The organism is bacterium (genome assembly GCA_012517375.1).
Lineage (GTDB): Bacteria > Hydrothermota > Tepidihabitantia > B3-TA06 > B3-TA06 > JAAYVC01.
Map to the genome: position 1 here is coordinate 1 of JAAYVC010000006.1, position 19,252 is coordinate 19,252.

16 protein-coding genes are annotated in these 19,252 nt (G+C 47.1%); 6 read left to right on the forward strand and 10 right to left on the reverse strand.

Annotation, left to right across the window (positions count from 1 at the left end; all coding sequences use genetic code 11):
- The 4 genes from GX441_00570 to GX441_00585 all read left to right on the forward strand — a co-directional run.
- On the forward strand, window positions 1-619 hold a 619-nt coding region (locus GX441_00570; GenBank protein ID NLI97137.1), incomplete at its 5' end, for a T9SS type A sorting domain-containing protein.
- A gap of 57 nt (window positions 620-676) precedes the next feature.
- Complete coding sequence (locus tag GX441_00575; protein NLI97138.1) at window positions 677-3,373, forward strand: Dna2/Cas4 domain-containing protein; 2,697 nt, start codon at window positions 677-679, stop codon at window positions 3,371-3,373.
- On the forward strand, window positions 3,370-6,504 hold the full coding sequence (locus GX441_00580) for a UvrD-helicase domain-containing protein (protein ID NLI97139.1): 3,135 nt from the start codon (window positions 3,370-3,372) through the stop codon (window positions 6,502-6,504). The genes GX441_00575 and GX441_00580 overlap by 4 nt, the downstream gene beginning before the upstream one ends.
- A complete protein-coding gene (locus GX441_00585) occupies window positions 6,497-7,390 on the forward strand; it encodes a GTPase Era (protein ID NLI97140.1) in 894 nt (297 codons plus the stop codon). Before GX441_00580 ends, GX441_00585 begins: the two co-directional genes overlap by 8 nt.
- Window positions 7,391-7,472: 82 nt before the next feature.
- Here the strand turns inward: GX441_00585 and GX441_00590 are convergent, their stop codons facing one another.
- The 10 genes from GX441_00590 to GX441_00635 all read right to left on the reverse strand — a co-directional run bounded on the left by GX441_00590 (window position 7,473) and on the right by GX441_00635 (window position 16,370).
- A complete protein-coding gene (locus GX441_00590) occupies window positions 7,473-8,387 on the reverse strand; it encodes a magnesium transporter CorA family protein (protein NLI97141.1) in 915 nt (304 codons plus the stop codon).
- Between the two features lie 129 nt (window positions 8,388-8,516).
- Entirely contained in the window at window positions 8,517-9,497 is a 981-nt protein-coding gene (locus GX441_00595; GenBank protein ID NLI97142.1) for a flippase-like domain-containing protein, read from the reverse strand.
- Window positions 9,494-10,606 carry a glycosyltransferase family 4 protein gene (locus tag GX441_00600; GenBank protein NLI97143.1) on the reverse strand — a complete coding sequence of 371 codons (1,113 nt, stop codon included), beginning with the start codon at window positions 10,604-10,606 and terminating at the stop codon, window positions 9,494-9,496. The genes GX441_00595 and GX441_00600 overlap by 4 nt, the downstream gene beginning before the upstream one ends.
- Before the next feature lie 22 nt (window positions 10,607-10,628).
- A complete protein-coding gene (locus GX441_00605; GenBank protein ID NLI97144.1) occupies window positions 10,629-11,576 on the reverse strand; it encodes an MBL fold metallo-hydrolase in 948 nt (315 codons plus the stop codon).
- A complete protein-coding gene (locus tag GX441_00610) occupies window positions 11,573-12,592 on the reverse strand; it encodes an NAD-dependent epimerase/dehydratase family protein (GenBank protein ID NLI97145.1) in 1,020 nt (339 codons plus the stop codon). Before GX441_00610 ends, GX441_00605 begins: the two co-directional genes overlap by 4 nt.
- A gap of 14 nt (window positions 12,593-12,606) precedes the next feature.
- On the reverse strand, window positions 12,607-13,560 hold the full coding sequence (locus tag GX441_00615; protein ID NLI97146.1) for a GDP-mannose 4,6-dehydratase: 954 nt from the start codon (window positions 13,558-13,560) through the stop codon (window positions 12,607-12,609).
- A complete protein-coding gene (locus GX441_00620) occupies window positions 13,560-14,276 on the reverse strand; it encodes an SIMPL domain-containing protein (protein ID NLI97147.1) in 717 nt (238 codons plus the stop codon). The genes GX441_00615 and GX441_00620 overlap by 1 nt, the downstream gene beginning before the upstream one ends.
- Before the next feature lie 51 nt (window positions 14,277-14,327).
- Entirely contained in the window at window positions 14,328-14,516 is a 189-nt protein-coding gene (locus GX441_00625) for a 50S ribosomal protein L28 (protein NLI97148.1), read from the reverse strand.
- Between the two features lie 376 nt (window positions 14,517-14,892).
- Window positions 14,893-15,615, reverse strand: a complete 723-nt coding sequence (locus tag GX441_00630) for an SIMPL domain-containing protein (protein NLI97149.1) — start codon at window positions 15,613-15,615, stop codon at window positions 14,893-14,895.
- Between the two features lie 59 nt (window positions 15,616-15,674).
- Window positions 15,675-16,370: an SIMPL domain-containing protein gene (locus tag GX441_00635; protein NLI97150.1), complete on the reverse strand. Its 696-nt coding sequence runs from the start codon at window positions 16,368-16,370 to the stop codon at window positions 15,675-15,677.
- A 130-nt stretch (window positions 16,371-16,500) separates the two neighbouring features.
- Here GX441_00635 and GX441_00640 point away from each other — a divergent pair, with 130 nt between their 5' ends.
- Together GX441_00640 and mnmA are read left to right on the forward strand one after the other, a co-directional pair.
- A complete protein-coding gene (locus tag GX441_00640) occupies window positions 16,501-18,003 on the forward strand; it encodes a leucyl aminopeptidase (protein ID NLI97151.1) in 1,503 nt (500 codons plus the stop codon).
- Between the two features lie 77 nt (window positions 18,004-18,080).
- On the forward strand, window positions 18,081-19,190 hold the full coding sequence (gene mnmA, locus GX441_00645; protein ID NLI97152.1) for a tRNA 2-thiouridine(34) synthase MnmA: 1,110 nt from the start codon (window positions 18,081-18,083) through the stop codon (window positions 19,188-19,190).
- The last annotated feature ends 62 nt before the right edge of the window (window positions 19,191-19,252 follow it).

Genomic DNA, 19,252 nt, shown 5'->3' on the forward strand with positions numbered 1-19,252 from the left:
TGCGGTTACAGGCATCAAGTGGGATAGCTATGGGTACACAGATATAACTTTAATCAAAACCAACCCTGTAGGTGATTCGTTGTGGGGACACAGTTGGGGCGGGGCGGACGATGACGCAAGCACCTGTGTTCAGCAAACTACCGACGGGGGCTATATTATAAGCGCGGAGACGCGTTCTTTCGGGGAAGCAAGGGTTAATGCCTGGCTTTTAAAGACGGATGTAAATGGCGATACCACCTGGGCACGTATATTAGGCGCTGGATGGGGGCATAGCGTACAGCAAACCACGGACGGTGGTTATATAATCTGTGGGGGCTTGACTCTCATCAAGACCGACTCGCTTGGATATGTAGGGGTTGAGGAACCTATAACAAAGCCTGCCCTGACAGACTGGCGGGTGGTTTCGCCTGTCGGCTCAACCGTAACCTTGAAATATTCAAACCGGCCCCAGGGGTTCCACGCTTTTGTGTTTGACGCTTCTGGCCGCAAGGTTGACGAGATGCGATCCCAGGGAGAATCAGGTACAATCACCTGGGGTCAAGGGGTGAGTGCAGGTGTCTACTTTGTGAGGGTTGAGTCCTCTCACCCTGCCACGAAGAAAATTATACTAATCAAATAATATTATCAGCAAGTTTTCTCTGAATTGACTTCCCTTATCTTTCCCATAAACTGAACCATGTCCTCATCTAACCGCGAAACCGGTAAACCTCTTAAATTGCTTGTCAAGCGCCCGCTCCGCTCGCCCTCGTTCGCGCGAAAGCTTCTTGCCGAACTTGAGATACCCAAGCGCTTCAGTCCCGAAGATATACTCTACCTGACGCCTAACAAACGCAGGGCGCGCTCTGCAATGTTCGAGATACTCTCCCTTTATAACGGAAGCGCATTTAGAACGCCGGAATGCTTTACGCTTCAGACCTATGCGGAGAGTCTCGTAAACATGGAATCCAGGAAAGGTCTTGTCGACGAGTTGGACCGCAGGTTTATCCTTCTAAAACTCCTGCGCGGTTCGAAGAGCAAATGGTTCAAAGAGGAGCATCTGGGGCTTTTATCTACACTTTATTCCGAACTATGCCGCCATCATCCCGAGGGATGGGAAAAGATATCTTCCCTCGCTACTCAAGAGATATTCGACCTTGATACCGAGAAAAGACTTCAAGAAGCGGTAGGGCTTCTCGAAATCTACGAAAAGCATTTGAAAGACGAAGCGCTGCTCGATCACGAAAGGGTTCTTTCAGAGGCTGAATCCTTAATAAAAAAGGACCGTCATAAACTGCTGATCACGGAGGGCTATTTCGAACCATGGGAGTCCGAGAAAAAGTTCTTAAGAGAACTCGTGAAGAACATACCCGAGATACTCGTCATCATCCCAGATGATGCGATTGCAGCAGAAGCGGAAGTTTTTTATACTGCTCAAGGGTTGCTAGCGAGGGAAGGATACTCTGATTCAGCTCCACCCAAATCAAACTGGAACCGTTACCGGTCGCGTGAAGACGAGGTCGTTGCCATTGCAAGAAAAATATGTTCGCTTTCGCTCAAGGGGGTAAGACCGGAAGAAATAAATGTTGTTTTCCCGAACCTTGGCGCCTACCGCTCGCTCGTGGAAAGGGTCTTTCGAAGATACAATCTCAATCCGAGAATCTCCATGAAGCCGAAACTCGATTCATTTCCTTCGGCCAGGGTTGTGCTCGATATTCTCCTTACAGTGGAGAACAAGTTCAGGAGACGGGATATCGTAGCGCTCCTGCTTTCGCCTTGCTTTACGAAAATTCCTTCGAGCGTCAAAATATGGCTGGATGAACTTTCAAAAGATGAAGGAGTTATTGCGGGCGAGAGTTCATGGATTCAATGGTTTCTGAAAGAACCTCCGCACAAACTCAAAAAACATCCCCAGGGCGCTCAAATCATAAGCGATATCAAGAGATTCATCTCCGGTTTCATTAAAAGGTTAGAGGTTTTCAAAAGAGCCATGACCGCGGATGCTTTTTCTGCAAGGATTCTGGAAACACTCGAATGGCTTGGCTGGAACGCTCCCCATGAAATCAAACGCGGTCTTAAAGACGTTTTCCTGAAGCTTTCACGAATCGCGGAGCTTGCCCAGGAAAGGGAGTTGTCGCCACGATTCATTCGTGAATCCCTCGATACACTGATGCGCCGTGAACTGGATTCGGGTGATGAAGAAGAAAAGACGGACGCAATCAGGGTTATGCCGCTTGTCGAAAGCCGCTGGCTAGAAACCCGCTATCTGTTCGTTGGAGGCCTTGTGGAAGGCGAGTTTCCGCCTTATCCCAAGCGCGATATTCTGCTTCCGGAAAGACTTAAGAAGCCGCTTTCGATTCCCTCCTCCGAACACGCTTTCACTAACGCGGAGTTCGAGCTCAAAAGGCTTGAAAATATGGCTTCCGAAGCCTTCTTCCTGTCAGCGCCCGCTCTCGAAGCCGACAGACCCTTGCTTACATCATTTTTGCTCGTTGAACGGGATGAAACGCCTCATCTTGAGGACCCGAATCTCTACTCCATACAAGAGGAGCTGCTCTTCAACCCACGGGGAAAATATGAAAAAAAGCAGGGTGTTATTTTTGAGGATGCGGATTCGTTGAATATGCTTGAGGAGAGATTCGGCAAAAACTATCCATTCAGGGTTACGCTTCTTGAAACCTATCGTGCGTGCCCTTATAGGTATTATCTTTCATCCGTTCTGGGTTTCCAGGCTTCTCAAGAACCCAGCGAAGAACCTGAGGCCAGATTCCTGGGAACCGTTGTACACAGGGTGCTTGAGAAACTAATGCGTTTATTGCCAGCCTCGTCTGCAATGGAGGAGAAGTTTCTGGAACTCTTGACTGCTGAACTCGATAATCTCAACATCAACCCGTTTGTCAAATTATGGATAGAAGATTGGGTCCGTTCGCGCATGGACTGGTTCATATCCGAGGAGGAGGTTCGCATTGATAAAGGATGGATGCTTGATCCAGAGTGGCTCGAGAAGGATTTGACTCTCTATTTCGAGGACAAGGGATATACACTCAAGGGGAGGGTGGACAGGGTAGACTGGAGGGATAGTAGCGCAAGGGTAATAGACTACAAGACCGGCAAGGAGAAGGGTTTCAAAGGAAAGCTGGAAAGAGGAGAATCCCTTCAGTTACCGCTCTACTGCCAGATGATAAGACTCAGTGCGAAAGCAAACGTTTCTTCATTCGCTCTATACGATTTTAATGAATCAAGAGTCGAGGAGATAGCGGACCCCGAAGCATTCATCCGCAAAGCTATGCAAGTGGCCTCGGAATGCATCTCGGACATAAGACGGGGCCTATTCAGCGTACCGGAAAAAAAGCCGGAAGCTTGCTATTTCTGCGAGTACAGTGAGATGTGTTCATGAAGAAACAGGGATATTCAAGCTCAATCCACCCTTCCCACCTGGACGTTAAAAAAAGTCTTGTTGTATCATCACCCGCAGGTTCAGGAAAGACCCAAAAGCTTGCAGAGCGCTATGTGGCGCTTCTTGGGGAAGGAGTGCTGCCTGAGCGTATACTCGCCATTACATTTACTGAAAAAGCGGCAGCAGAGATGAAGGAGCGCATCCTTAAACTGCTCAGAGAGAGCGCTCCCGATTTGCATGAAGCCTTGAAAACCAAGTTCTCACGCTTCAGGATATCGACTGTTCATTCTTTTGCGCTTTCAGTTCTTGACCGTTTTGCCTTCGATTTGAATCTTTCACCAAGCCTTAAGATTCTTGACGCACCTGAAGCGGAACTGGTGAGAGATGAGGTTTTACGTGAGGGGCTTATCGAGTTAGGTGCAGGTGAAAAAGAGACCTCTTTACTGGTCAGACATTTGACTTTAATGGAGGGCTGGACGCGGCTTTGTTCACGAATACGCTCCCTTTTCCAGCAGATTCCGCAGAGTTATCTGGCATTTGAGGATGTTAAATCCCCAATTCCTCAAGCGTACGATTCTGCATGGGCGCAACTTAAACAAGAGTGGGGTGAAGGGTTCTGGCAGGCCTCAGGCTTTGAATCAATTCCTGCTCCGGAAGACGAGATAGGTCATATGCAAGGTTTGAGAAGAATAATGCCCGGCATAGCCGCAAACTTCCTTACGAAACAAGGTTTCTTGCGAAAAAGGATATCAAGAAACAATTCTCATGTAGCCGATAAGGCCGAATCTTTCGGTAGGTATTACGCGGTCTATCTCGTTTGGCGCTCCTTTTCCTTAACTAAAGGGATAATAACGCTCTTTCGCCACTTGTCTTTAAAATATGAAGAGCGGAAGAGAAAGGAGAAGGCGCTTGATTTTGGTGATCTTGAATACAAACTCTACTGGGTTCTCTATCACTCCCACAACTGGTCAAACATTCTGATGAGTTTTGATGAACAAACCGACCACATCCTTCTGGATGAGTTTCAGGATACCAACGGGCTTCAATGGGCAATAGCATCAAAGCTTGTCGAGGAGTGGCGCTCAGGATTGGGAGCAAAAAGGGAGATAGGCAAAACACCGACCTTGTTCCTTGTAGGTGACGTCAAACAATCCATATACCTTTTCAGGGGCGCCAACGTTGAGGTCTTCGAGCGAGCCAAGAGACAGATGAAGGAATGGATGCAGGAATCGTTTTCGATGGTTGTCATCCGCGAGAACTATCGGAGCCTGCCGTTGATAGTCGATTTCGTGAACGCTCTTTTTGCAAGGATAATGGACGGAAAAGGTGAAGACTGGCGCACTAAATACGAGGATTTTTCTTCGAGACGAACAGCCGATGATAAAGGGCATGTGGAGCTTCTACTTACTAATATGGAACCTGAAGCACTGACAAAAGAGCAAAAAGAAGCTGAAGCGCGCAACATTGCCTTAAGGATCAACGAGATCAAAGGTAAGCTTAAGGTCTACGATAAAGAGGAAGGGGAAGAGAGAGAAAGGGTATGCCGGTACGAAGACATCACAATACTTCTAAGAAGCCGGACGCATCTTGAAAGATACGAGGAGGCGCTTCAAGCTTACGGCATTCCCTTCGTCGTGGTTGGAGGCACAGGTTTTTACTCTTCACTTGAGGTTATACTGCTGAGGCAGCTCGTTGCTTTTTTATCCAACCCCTGTGATTCTCTTCGCCTGTACGGTGTGCTCCGTTCGGAACTTTTCAGGCTCGATGAATCAAGGATAATGAATTTGGCATTCCATGAAGGCATGAATCTCTGGGAAAAGCTTTCCATAAGCACAGCCCCGATAGAAAAGGAAGCCTTCGCGAGCCTCCTAAGATATTCAAAGAAGGTCGATTCGGAACCCTCGTCCATGCTGGTTGAAGAGATACTGAAGGAGAGGGGGTTTTGGTCTTGTCTCAATTCCGACCAACAGGCAGAGAACGTTCGTAAGTTTTTGAGAATACTTGAAGGTTTTGATGAGGAGGGGCTGTCGTTAATACGCATCTCGGAAAGACTTGAAAGAATGAGCACAAGGCAGGATGAACCTAAGGCTGCCGTGAATACCGAAGGCAGGGATGCCGTAAGGATAATGACCATTCACGGCGCAAAGGGGCTTGACTCAAAGGTTGTATTTCTTGCAGGTCTTGAGGAACCTTTTTCCAAGAGAAAGGACTTTCTTACTCGAAGAGAGGAGGGTGAGCGGGTGGTTTTCATGTTTACGGATCCTTTGAATAAAGAGCATCCCGAAAAGCTTCTCTGGGAAGCAAAACTAGCCGAGGAGCAGAAAAGACTCTTTTATGTCGCTTCAACAAGAGCAAGAGATGCGCTTTTCCTTTCAGGTGTCTGGACATCCAAGGCCACAGGATGGCTTTCCTACATGGTTGAAGGTCTCGGGCTTCGCGAGACTGAAAAAGGACTTCAACTCGTCGAAGCGCCGAAAGGCGTGATGGTGAACATTAAAAAGCCTCCGCCGGAGCACATTCCTGAGAAACCTGAGGCTTCTGAAGTAACTGAACGCAAAGCTATTCTTGAACGTTTGTGGCAAAGTGGCGAAAAAACGTACACTCGCGTCAGTGACGAGTATGAGGAAAACTACCACGAGTCAGGGGGGCTATTGAGATTCGGAGAGATTATCCACGTTATACTTGACAGAATATCAAGGGGTACGATTGAGCCGACACAAGACGACATCATGCGTGGTTTGCGGTCAATAATGCTTTCAATGGGTTTTGCTCCTTCAAGTATTCCAGCCTACCAGTGCCGTGTGATGGAACACGTGGAACTTCTCAGGGCGTCCGGTTTTCTTGAGCGGTTTATCACGCCTGGAGAAAACTCTGCTAGTGAAGTCCCATTTCTGCTCAGGGAAGGAAACAATATGATATCCGGACGGATAGACAGGGTGTTGATAAAACCTGAAGGTCTTGTTATAATCGACTACAAATCGTTTCCGTCGAATTTCGAGGATTCAGATAAACTCACAGAACAGATAAGGTGCTATGCAAGGGCCGCACAAGAGATATGGAAGAAGCCTCTTCTGGCTTGTTATATTCTATTTACTGCAGATGCCTGTCTTAAGGAGGTTATAATTGAGTAAAAGAGCATTTGTTGCGATTGTGGGACCGCCTAACGTCGGAAAATCTACGCTTCTCAACTCATACCTCGGAATGAAGCTTTCCGCCGTATCGCCGCGACCGCAGACTACGGCTCAAAACATTCTCGGCATCATGACGACGAACGAAGGCCAGCTTGTTTTCCTTGATACCCCAGGGCTTGTTCAGCGTTCAGGAGCCATTTACGAATTCATGAGAGGCCAGATAGACTTGGCTCTGGCTGATGCCGACATTGCGCTTGTCATGGTAGAGGCAGGGTATGAGCCTTCCGACGAATTCGCCATATTTGTGCGTTCGCTCAAAAAAATCGTCGTTCTGGCAATCAATAAAGTCGATCTTGTTAAAGATAAGCTTGAGCTTCTTCCTCTTATCGAACGCTACAAAGAGCTGGGTCTCCTCGAGATTCATCCCGTATCGGCTCTTTCGAGCGACGGTTTAACCCCTCTCCTTAATACGCTTATGGTGCTTGCTCCTGAAGGAGAACCTTACTTCCCGGCCGAGGCGCCGACCACTTATCCCATGAGATTTTTTGCGGCTGAGGCGCTGAGGGAGTCGCTTTTTGAGCTTTACGGAGAGGAGATTCCCTATTCGGTGTTCGTAGAAATTGACGAGTACAGGGAGCAGGAGGGCCGCAAGGATTATATTCGCGCGATTCTTTATGTCGAGCGTGAATCGCAGAGACCCATCATTTTGGGTAAAGGTGGAGCGGCAATAAAAAGGCTTGGAACCAGGGCGAGGCAGAAGATAGAGGCTCTATCCACAAGGCCTTGCTATCTCGAGCTTCACATCAAGGTGGCGAAGGACTGGCGCAAAGACGATGGTTTTGTTCGGCGCGCTACAAAGCCGCCTGAGGCGTACTTGCCCGAGTAGTTTTTCCACCCAAAAAACGACTTCACTATCTTTGACGTAAAAAACATTTTTATTAGGAGTTGGCATCTCTAGTATATTTTTACTACCACTTTTTGAGCTTCCATAAAAGAAATACTCCGGCTGCTGAAATAAGAGCCATACCCAGGATTATCCAGTATGTGTAAGGACCCGCCTTCAATGGCAGGGGCACGTTCATAGAGAAAGCGCTGACCACGAAGGTCGGAAGCATTATTCCGAGAGTTATTATGGTCAACGTTTTCATGATTATATTCAGATTATTGCTTACTATTGATACCCGCGCATCCATAAGCCCTGCAAGAATGTTTGAGTATATCTCGGCCTGTTTAGAGCATTGATTACTGTCAATTAAGATATCTTCGATAAGCTCGAGTTCAAAGGCAGAGAAACCAATTTTTGCGGAGTTGAGACGGAGCTTTTCTATAACCACACCGTTGGCGTTTATGGCGTTTAAGTAGTAGACAAGACTCTTTTCAAGCGTAAAAAGGTTTATAAGGTATTTGTTGCCCATCGATGCGTTTATCTTGCCTTCAAGCTCCTCTGAAAGCATATTGATTATCTTCAGGTGTTCGTTGAAATGATAAATGGTTCTGTAAATTATCTTTAACACTACCTCCGCAAGCGAATTTATCTTCATGAAATGCTTGCCTTCAAATGAAGGCGCTTCGTCGTAGCACACAACAACCAGGCGGTTCTTAAATAAATAGATACCGGTTGATGTTACCTTGAAAAAGAATAAGTCCTTGGCCTGATAACTCTTCGGTCGTTTGAATATTAAAGCCACATGGTCCGGCTCGAACTCAAGACGCGGAAGCTCGTCCGGGTCTGCAACCGAGTTAAGCGTATGTTCGTCCAGCTTCAATTCATCAATTAAGTATCTTTTTTCCGTCTCATCAGGATTCACGTAAATCAAGATGCGATCTTCTTCGTTTTTGTCCTCAACGATGCGTCCGTCGAGTAATTTGTAGCTCTTATGCATTGTAGTGCTCCTTTCTGGCCCGTAGTCGGCACGAATAGGTATCGCCCGTCGTGGAGTATAGGCCTGAGCCGTTAAGTGTCAATATGTTTCAGCTGATTATTAATTGTGAAACAGGATAATCGAATGGATTTAGTTTTGCGGCGTCGAGGTTTTTCCCAGGGATGTTTGTTTTCTTCTGAGCAAAAGGAAGATGCCGCCCGTGATGCCGAAGAAGACGTTCACGACGTCAAAAAGGACAGACGTGGCAAGGGCGGTTGATTTGGCTACTGCAAACGTTGCAAGCATCTGAACGAAGGTTTGTTCCCGCAGACCCCACCCGCCTACCGAAAACATGGCGAGAGTGTTAACGACCGGAATCGTAACCATGATGTGCAAGAAACTGGTTTTGCCGCCGAGCGAAAGGAAGAGAAGATACCATATTCCCGCGAGGCATACTTGAATGACAAGGGAGACGAGGACGGATAAAAATAACGACGTCTTGTGATCTTGAAATTCTGTTATTGATTTGAACGCGGAGGTTATTTTTTGGCCAACAGGGTACTTGAAAACCTTAACCTTCGGAAGCCAGGTCGATAACCAGTCGTTTATTTTTTTTGAAAGGAAAGCGGTCGTGACTCCTACGGCAAACACAAAGGCGGCCCCGAATACTATTAGGAGTACGTAGCTTTTGCTTGCGAAGAAATAAAAAATGCTTGCAAGAAATGCGAAGGAGAAAACGCCAATAAAACCCATCATCCTGTCTGTCCAGACTATCGAAAAGGAGACCCCTTTACCTTCATGCCCGCCTGTGTCCATAATCCTGTAGACGTCGCCTCCTATGGTCGTGGGAAGGACGTTGTTGAAAAGGAAGTGTATTGCAAGACTTCTGTATAGATAGAAAAACCCATAAGGATGGTTTCGAGCTTTCGATAATATGAGCCAGCGCAAGGCAAGGAAACCTATGAACACGGCGTATAACAACACCGAAAGAGATATGTATATCGGATTGGTTCCCTTAAGTTCCTCCCAGGTTTTCTTAAGGTCTACAGTCAATACTATTATGGCGATAAAGACAAGGGCAATCGCTATTCTTGCCCAGAAAAAAAGATGTTGACGGAGCTTGGGGTTCAAGAGCGTTCCTTCGCGATTGAAGCAAAAAGCAGTTTCTCAACCCTTCTTGCTACCTTGTCCCATGTCAAGCTTTTTGACCATTCAAGATTTTCGGCTCCCATCTTTTCTCTTAATGAGGCATCAAGCAAAAGCTTCTCAATATATCCAGCCATCTCTTTTATATTGCCGTGTTCGTATAGAAAACCTGTTTTTCCGTCTATTACCGAATCGGTAAGCCCAGGAACCCTTGCCGCGACAACGGGTGTTGCGCATGCCCCTGCATCTGTAGCAAGGAAACCCCAGCCCTCCTTTGCCGAGGGTTGTACTGCGACGCTCGCTCTTCTGTAGAGCTCAGCCACTTCATTCAGAGGTACCCACCCTAGAAAGCTTACTCTCTCGGAAAGCCCCAGACTCGTTGTCAGCTTTTCGAGCCTTTTTCGGTCAGGCCCGGCGCCGGCTATTTCGCAGCGTATATCCAGTCCCTTCTCCGCGAGCATTGAAACGGCGTATACGAGATGGTCAATGCACTTATACTGCATCAGTCGAGTCACAGTTGCAATCAGGTTTTTTTCTTTTTTTCCGCCTGGTTTGAAGACAGGATTGACTCCTACTTGAAGCACTTCTATTTTTTCTCTATCCATCCCCATACCTGCAAGTTCTTCTCTTCCTGATGCGCCAAGGCAGCTGAAAAGCCCTTTTTTGTACACTCTTGGAATAAGCGATTCCGTGAGATACACGTAGGAGCCTGGTAAAAAACCCGCTTCCTTGAATATCTCTCTTCGGAAGACATGCATTAGCATTCCTGCAACCGGGATCGAGCCTCTCCAGAGAGGCGTATAGAAAGGTATCTTGTTCAAGTCGTCTATGACTACATCGAAATCGTTAGCCCTAAGATAAGCGCGAATCGGCGAGCCGTACAAATGAAAGTTGAATGTATTGCGGCTTCCTGTTCTGACTATTCTTATTCCGTCAAGAATTTCATGATGGGCTGCACCCTTGTATCCGGAACACAAGAGCGTAACATCGTGACCGAACCCGACAAGCCTTGTAAGAATCTCCTTCAGATAAAACTCGGCGCCTCCTTTTTGCGGAGCTTTCCAGTCCTGCCAGTTAATGGCAAGTATCTTCATACAGAAATTCCTCCCACAAACGCTAAATCTCCCAGGAATGACCTTCCCTTGCGAATTCCAAATCCGAAGGCAGTTTCGTTTTTTTATTTCTCAGATACTCCTTTGCGCTTGTTTCCATTCCTTTTACTTTCTCGTCATCGTGGCCAGGGTCCATATGAGTTACAACAAGCTTCTTTGCATTGCACTCAATCGCTTGATCTATACAGAGTTCAGGAGTTCCATGTCCGTAAGTCTGCGTAGGGCCTTTAAGCTGTTCGGCTGAATACTGACCGTCGAGAACAAGGATGTCTGAGTCCTTGCAGATAGTGCTGATTTTGTTGTTGGGAAAAGCCAGGGGTTCGTTATCGGTACAGAAAGCTACCGATTTGTCCATATAATCGATGCGGTAGCCAAGGCACCCATTCGGGTGATGTAACGGTATCGTCGTTATCTTAAGCGTGTCCTTTGGATCCTTCCCCTTTTCGTCGAAAGCACCATCCTCGAAGTAATTGTATGAGTTGTCCTTATGCGTGTAATAAAAAATCTCCGAAAACATCTTGTCGTGAGCGTAGTAGAATTTATGAGCGGGAAGCGATATGTGAGGGACTGGGAAGTAGGGACTCGATTGCTGTTCCTCCAGACACTGCAGGACTATGTTTCTTATGGGGTCAGAGCCCCTGCGTTCGTCAGGAGTAAATCCGTGTATGTGAAAGGTATTGGTCTTAATATAGAGCGGTGTGCAAAACCCTATGCCCTGAGTGTGATCTGAATGGTAGTGAGTCAAAAGAAAGATGAAGGGTTTCCCGACATCTCCTTTCTTCATGAGATAATTTCCCAATGCTCTTGCACCGGAGCCCATGTCGAATATTATTCTGAATGAACCTGCCTCAAGATAGTAGCAGGTTGTATTTCCACCGAAATCGGACGTGACAAAATCCTTCGATGCGGGGGAGGGCAGGCTCCCGCGTATCCCGAAAGCATGTAATTTCATATAACGCCTTCCTTTGTTCTCCAGTAGTGGAGAAGGTCTTTCATGGTCTCCTCAAGCGTCAACTCGGAACGCCATCCGAGATCGATGTTTGCAAGCGTTGCGTCTCCATGAAGTTCGGGTATGTCATACGAACGCATACGCGATTCTTCCTCTTGTATTTTAACGTTTAATTTCGAAATTTCAACAAGCATTCTTACGCCTTCCTCAATCGATATGCATCTAGAAGACGTCACGTTGTATATCGTTCCCGGTTGTCCCTTGTCCATGATAGCGCTATACGCTTTAACCACATCCCTTACGTCGAGAATATCCCTTCTTGTTTTCAGGTTTCCCATCTTAAGCAAGGGTTCCTCCAATCCCTTTTCGATTCTTGCAAGGGTTCTTGCGACGTAAGGAAAAACGAACCTGTCCTCCTGACCTGGGCCAGTATGATTGAAGCTTCTTGCAATCATTACCTCAAGGTTTTCTTTTGAATTATGAGCCTTGCCTGTCATTTTTGCGTCGTATGAATCTTTTTTGTTCTCCGGACCTTTCTTTGAATAAAAGAGGAATGCCATTTCGGCAAGGAGTTTGCTGAGGCCGTATATATTAATTGGTGCAGGAAGGCAGGTTTCCTTTACGGGCTGTTCCTTGGATTCCACTAATCCGTAAACCTCGCAGGACGAGCTGAAGACAACGCGTATTTGGCTACCGGTGCTTGCTAGAGAATCCAAAAGATTGAAGGCGCCCTTGATATTGACATCAAAGCAGGTGGATGGGTTCTCCTGACACATTCGTACCGATGACAGGGCTGCAAGATGATATACCCTGGCAGGGTTTACCTTCTTAACAAAAGCTCTCACTTCATCTCCATCTTTGATATCGATGCCGTATGATTCGAAATCCAGCTCAGGAGATTCTTTGGGGTCGTGCAGACCAACCACTTCGAACCCTCTTTTTGCCTCGTTTTCTGCAAGCTTTCTGCCTGCAAACCCCGAGGCGCCCGTTATCAGTGTTTTAAGACCTCTAGCATTCAAGCCAGAGCTATCCTTTACACCTTTTCCCGCCAGTATGCAAGGAGATCGGCCATGGTCTTCTCGAAAGGAATCTGCGGCCGCCAGCCGGTTTTCTCCCTGAACTTCGAAGAGTCGCCTATAAGAAGTTCAACATCCGAAGGCCTCATGCGGGAAGGTTCCTGCTCAACTCGTATCTTAGCGTCGGAAAGAGACAGAAGGATGTCGAGCATTTCTCGTATCTTGTATCCCTTGCCTGAACAGATGTTATATACCTCTCCAGATTCCCCATTTTCTAAAGATAGAGCGTATGCTTTTGCTACATCCCTTACATCGGTGAAATCCCTTACGGCTTCGATGTTTCCGGTTTTGATGACGGGATCCTGAAGTCCCTTTTCGATCAACGCTATCTGTTTTGCGAAGTTGGAAGTAACGAAAACATCGCCTCGCCGGGGTCCTGTATGATTAAATGCGCGGGTTCTTACGATTTTCAATCCGTAGCTCTTGAAATACTGGTAGCCGAGCATGTCCTGCGCGACCTTGGATACTCCGTAGGGCGAGAGGGGACGCAGAGGGTTGCTCTCCTTTATGGGAAGTTCGTCAGGGTATACAAGACCATACTCCTCTGAGGATCCTGCTATATGAATGATAGGCGCCAGCCCGGATTTTCGGCATGCCTCGAATATGTTGAGTTCGCCCATGATGTTGGTCGAAAGAGTCTCTTCAGGAGCCTTCCAGGACATCGGTACGTAGCTTTGTGCGGCAAGATGGAATATCCAATCGGGTTTAACCTGCTCGAGAACGCTCTCTACAGACACATAGTCGCGAATGTCGCCTTCAATTAGATTGATGCTCTTCCGGATTCCTTCTATGTTTTCTATCCTGGAACGCCAGCGATGTATACCGAAAACCTCTACCTTTGTTGTTAGAAGATGTTCGGCAAGGTGGCTCCCGGCAAATCCGGTAATTCCAGTGATAAGAGCTCGGGGCATTACTCTACTTCGTACGTGATATACACGGTATGAGTGACTTTGAATTCTCCGGCTTCTATCGAAGGTGCGGATTCGCCGCCGTCACGATACATCGAAGTCATAACGTTCGCCTGGGCATAATACTGGTAGTAATCGCCTGGTTCGTTCTCGGAAACAGACATCGGCTTGCCAAGCTTGAGTCCAGTAAGATTCGCCATCTGGGTTGCCTTGGTGAAGGCAGCCTTGATGGCCTGTTCTCTGAGCTCGACGTTGTATTTCTTGGGGTTCTCCACGGTGAAAGAAACGCCTCCGACTGTTGTAGCGCCTGCGTTAACGGCCGCATCAAGAATTTTCCCTACCTTCGATAAATCCCGTACTTTTACGTTGAGTGAATTGTATACCTTGTATCCGTCGAAAACGTTCTTGCCGGTTTTTTCTTCCCAGTAGTACTGGGGAGCTATTGAGAAATAGCTGGTGTTTAAATCTTTCGCTTCAATTCCAAGAGCTTTGATTGCGGAGTTGACTTTGTTCATGATATCGTTGTTCTCGTTGTATGCCTTAATGGCGCTCTTGTCGCTTGTTTCAACCGAAAAGCTCATATAACAAATATCCGGTGCTACACTTATCTCTGAAGTTCCCGTTACCGATATTGTCCGAGGCGTTTTTTCTTCGGCGGCATAGAGGGATGTCAGGCAAAAACCTAAGCCTAAGCCTACAGCCAGTAATTTTTTCATCATGACCTCCTTAGGGTCTTTTATTAATGGCAAATCCCTCTCCCACGAGAACCCCTAGACGCGCGCTACCTTGCCTGCTTTGAGGCACTTAGCGCACACAAGAATCGTTTCTATCTTGTTGCCTTTACGAACCTTAACGCTCTGCAGATTTACTTCATACCTGCGGCTTGAGATCTTATGGGAGTGAGATATCTGGTGTCCCCTAAGCGCTCCTTTGCCGCATACTTCGCAAACTCTCGACATTATTAATCCTCCTTAAGGAAATTCTATTTAAGCGTTAAGTCTACTTGTTTAGACGTCAAAGTCAACAGTAAGGTGAAGATAATATGGAACCGACAGGGTTAGGCCTCGAATCAATCATAACCACGACACAATCTCATTGTTCTTCGTGCATGTAGTCACGATTCAATGGTATTAGCCAGCAATCGAAGGATAATGGGGGCATGGGAGTAATCAGACTGGGAGATGTATTATTTATCGTCCTCATTATTTTTGTCCCTATCGGGTACTGGTTGTTTATCCGATATGCACGCAGCAGGGGTTGGATAGAAATCAAAAAAAGGACTGGCGGGATACGGAGAACTTCGTACGCCGTTCCCGCCGACGTCAAGGAAGATAGTTACAAAGGCAGAATCTCATATGTTACGTATACGGTTCTTGAAAGCTTTAACTGTCCTGCTTCTATTGAAGGTGCAGGAGCCATATCGGCTTCCTCTCTTGCCACCATTCCGCTTAAGGATTTGTTATAGTATTGGTCGTACCCATAGGGTTCAGATTCGCTGACGGTGATGGGTATGCCGAGCTTGAAGCCGAGTATCTGTGCAGATTCCTCCGCTTTCTTCCGCGCATCTCTTAGGGCCTGTTTACGAACATCCTCGGTGTACCTCTTGGAATCCTCGACCGTGAACGTTATTCCACCCACATCAAGGGCTCCTGCTTCAATGGCAGCATCAAGAACATCAGGTACTTTTGAAAGATTACGTACCGCAATAAAAAGTGTATTGTACACCCTGTATCCCTGAAATATCCTTCGCTTCTCCGTGTACTGGTATTGGGGCGAGATAGAAAAGTTGGTTGTCTGCATGTCTTTTGCTTCAACGCCCTGGGCTTTTATAGCCGCGTTGATGCGGTTCATGAGCTCCACATTTTCCATGTAAGCGTCTCCTGCTTTGCGGTTGTTCGTTTCGACCGCAAAGCTTATATAGCATATATCAGGAGAAACCGTTATATCTGCAGTACCTGTTACTGCAAGGGTGCGTCGTTCGGGCTTCTGGGACTCCTCAGCGTACATGAGACCTGTTGTCAATAAAAGAACGCTGATGATTGCATAAAGTCTTTTCATCTTTCCTCCAAAGGATTTTGAATATTAACTTATTACAATCTGCAAAAGGATTTATTCCTCTACAGAGGTTCGATTTCGTAAACTACGTGCATGGTAACTGAAAAACTCGTTTCTCCCGGCTCCACACTCGCCTGGCGCGCTTGAGGCTGAGCGGCAGCATACTCCCGCATTGCCCCTGGCTGAGTGGATTGTGCGTAGTAAGGGTAATTGGGATAAAACCCCGGTTCGTTTTCTGAAACTGAAACGGGTGTTCCTAGACGGAACCCGAGAATATCTGCGGCTTTTTCGGCTTTCTGTTTAGCCGCCTCCAATGCCCGAATTCTGGCATCTGCTGTATGCTTTTTAGGTTCTTCAACCGTAAAGTTGATGCTGTGAACGCCTGTTGCTCCGGCTTCGACCGCAAGATCGAGTATGTCGGATACCAGAGCAAGATCTCTGGCGGTAATCATTAGATAGTGGAAGATTCTGTAGCCGTCTATTACCTGTCTCGTGGTGTTGGAGATAATCTTGTAGTAAGGCATTATGGAAAAATAAAAGCTTTTGATATCCCTGGATTCAATGCCGAGCGTTTTAACCCTGGAGATTATCTGATTTGCAAGCTTGTTGTTTTCTTTATAAGCTTTTGCCGCATTCTTGTGTTCTGATTCAACCGTAAAAGTCATATAGCACACGTCCGGTGATAGCGTAACTTTTGCCGTCCCCGAAACTTGAATGGTGCGGCGTGGAAGCGGTAGAATACCGGCTTGTTCGTTCACTAAAACCTCCTTAGATATAAGAACACTTTACGTATAGATATTTTAAAGTCAATCATTTACGCTTCAATTGACATCACCTTTCTTTCGCCTATACTGGAACGTCAAACAATTAAACCAGGAAGAAAAAGCCATGAAGATAGAAGTGAAGAGGGGGGATGTTGCAAGCATCTCAACTCCTTTAATAATTGTCAATCTGTTTAAGGGTGTAAAGTCACCTGGCGGAGCAACAGGCGCGATAGACAAAGCCTTGGATGGAGTTGTGTCCAATGCCATCGGTGCTGGTGAAATCGAAGGAAAGCTTGGCGAGACGGTTCTATTTCATACTTACGGCAAGATTAAGCCGGAGCGTGTTCTTGTTGTTGGGCTGGGTGATGCCGAAAAGTTCGGGGCCGAAGAAGCGCGCAGGGCTGCGGCTTCAGCAGTATGGTCGGCTGAAAGATACTCCATTAAGGAAGCCTCTACCATTGTCCATGGGGCAGGGATAGGCGGGATGGAACTCGAAGCCGCGGCAGAAAGTGTTGTTGTAGGCTCCTTGCTTGCTGCCTATCGTTTCGACAAGTATAAACCCGAAGAAACAAAAAATAAACCGGCAATTGAAAGACTCACTTTGGTCGAGCAGGATGAGGAGAAACTCGCGTTTTTCAAATCAGGTGCTTTGCGAGGAGAGATAATCAGCAATGCCCAAAATTTAGCGCGTGATTTTGTTAACGAACCGAGCAATGTAATGACACCTTGCGCCTTTGCCGAAGCAGTATCCCTGAATCTTGAAGGTTCGAATGCATCTGTTGAAATCTTCGACGAAGAATGGATTCAAAAAAAACAGATGAACCTTCTCTGGGGAGTGGCGAAAGGCAGCGAAAACCCGCCAAGGCTGATTGTAATCAAGTACTCAGGAGGCAGAAAGGAAGACCCATGGTTAGGCATAATCGGCAAGGGAGTTATGTTCGATTCCGGCGGAATATCGCTGAAAGCGCCGCAGGGGATGGAAGGCATGAAAGGGGATATGGCGGGTGCGGCTGCCGTGGCCGGCGCATTGATTGCATCCGTCAAGCTGGGCGTTAAAAAGAATATTCTTGCCGTAATTCCGGCGGCAATGAACGAACCAGACGGAAGAGCGCAGAATCCAGGAGACATTATCAAGAGTTTTGACGGTCCTTCGGTTGAAATAATATCTACCGATGCCGAAGGCAGGCTCATTATGGCAGACGCTCTAAGCTATGCGCGTGAACTCGGAGCATCATACCTCATTGATATAGCTACTCTTACAGGAGCGTCCGTCGTCTCGCTTGGACACAGGGTAGCGGGTCTTTTCTCAACGAGCGATATGATGAGAGACCTTTTTTTGAGAAATGTCAATTCAACCGGAGAAAAGCTCTGGCCTATGCCGATGTTTGACGAGTACAACGAGCTTTTAGAGAGTAATGCCGCCGAGATAAAGAACTCAGGCGGACAGCACGCCGGCGCGATTACGGCTGCCAAATTTCTGGAACGTTTTACCGATAAGAAACCGTGGGTCCATATCGACATGGCTGCGAAGGATGTAGTAGACAAGACATACGGCTGTTACAGAAAAGGAGCCACCGGATTCGGCGTCAGAACCCTTTTGCGCTTCATTGAAACCTGGGAAGGATGAATCAATCTCAGGAAGTCACTTCATGATTTGCTGGGAACCCTGACTATCTATGAATTTCGCAGGTTACGCCTGAAACAATGAAAAGTGAACGCAAAGTATTGATTGGTATGAGCGGAGGGGTGGACTCTTCAGTTGCTGCATATCTACTTAAAGAACAAGGATTCGAAGTCAACGGATTCACCTTGCGCATGTGGTCAGAAGAAGGAAAATGCTGTTCAAGAGACGCTATTGAGGCGGCTGTCGAAGTCTCGAGAAAACTGGGCATACCGCATTCCATAATCGACGTGCGCAAGCAGTTTGAGAACGAAGTTGTAGAATATTTTCTTGACGAATACAGGAACGGCAGGACCCCAAACCCTTGCGCGGTATGCAATGAACGCATCCGGTTCGGGCTGTTCTGGGACAATTTCGAACGTTTCGGTGCCGATTATCTCTCAACCGGTCACTATGCAAAAATAACATCCCAAATAAAATCTTCGATTTTGCCCGGCGTCCCCGAATCTTCTAAAAATCAGGAATATTCCCTCACAAAGGCAGCCGACCTCCGCAAATCGCAGGAGTATTTTCTGGCTCTCATTCCCAAATCGAGGCTTTCCAGACTCATCTTTCCATTGGGTGATCTGATGAAATCCGATGTTAAAAAAATCGCAACCGATGAGAAACTGCCCTGTATAAGCCGCGAAAGTCAGGATATTTGCTTCATACCTGACGGCGATACGCAGGGATTTCTCAAAAAACATCTTGGTGAAAAGGAAGGCGAGATCGTTGACCTTGAAGGCAACATCCTCGGCTCTCACAAGGGAATCTGGTTTCACACCGTCGGCCAGCGCAAAGGGCTCGGTATAGCAGTGGGTGAACCCTTGTTCGTAGTGCGGCTCGACCCTGTAAGCAATCGCGTAATCGTAGGTCCGCGTTCGGCGCTCTGCGGCACTTGCTTCAAGATAACCCGCATTAACCGTTTTACCGATATGGACTTATCATCCATCCGCCTCTCCTGCAAGATACGCTACGCAACCCCCCAGGTTCCGTGCCGTCTGGAATCGGACAAGGTGCTGCTCGACCGTGAACTCGAAGCCATAACGCCGGGTCAGCTTGCCGTCATCTACCACGAGGAGAGGGTCGTGATGGCAGGCACCATCTCTTGCGATATGCAACAAAACGGTAATCCAAGCATTTCACCAATCTAAGATTTTTTTTTCGAATACACAGATTAACAAGATATCTAGATAACAAACCTTTATCTTGAGAT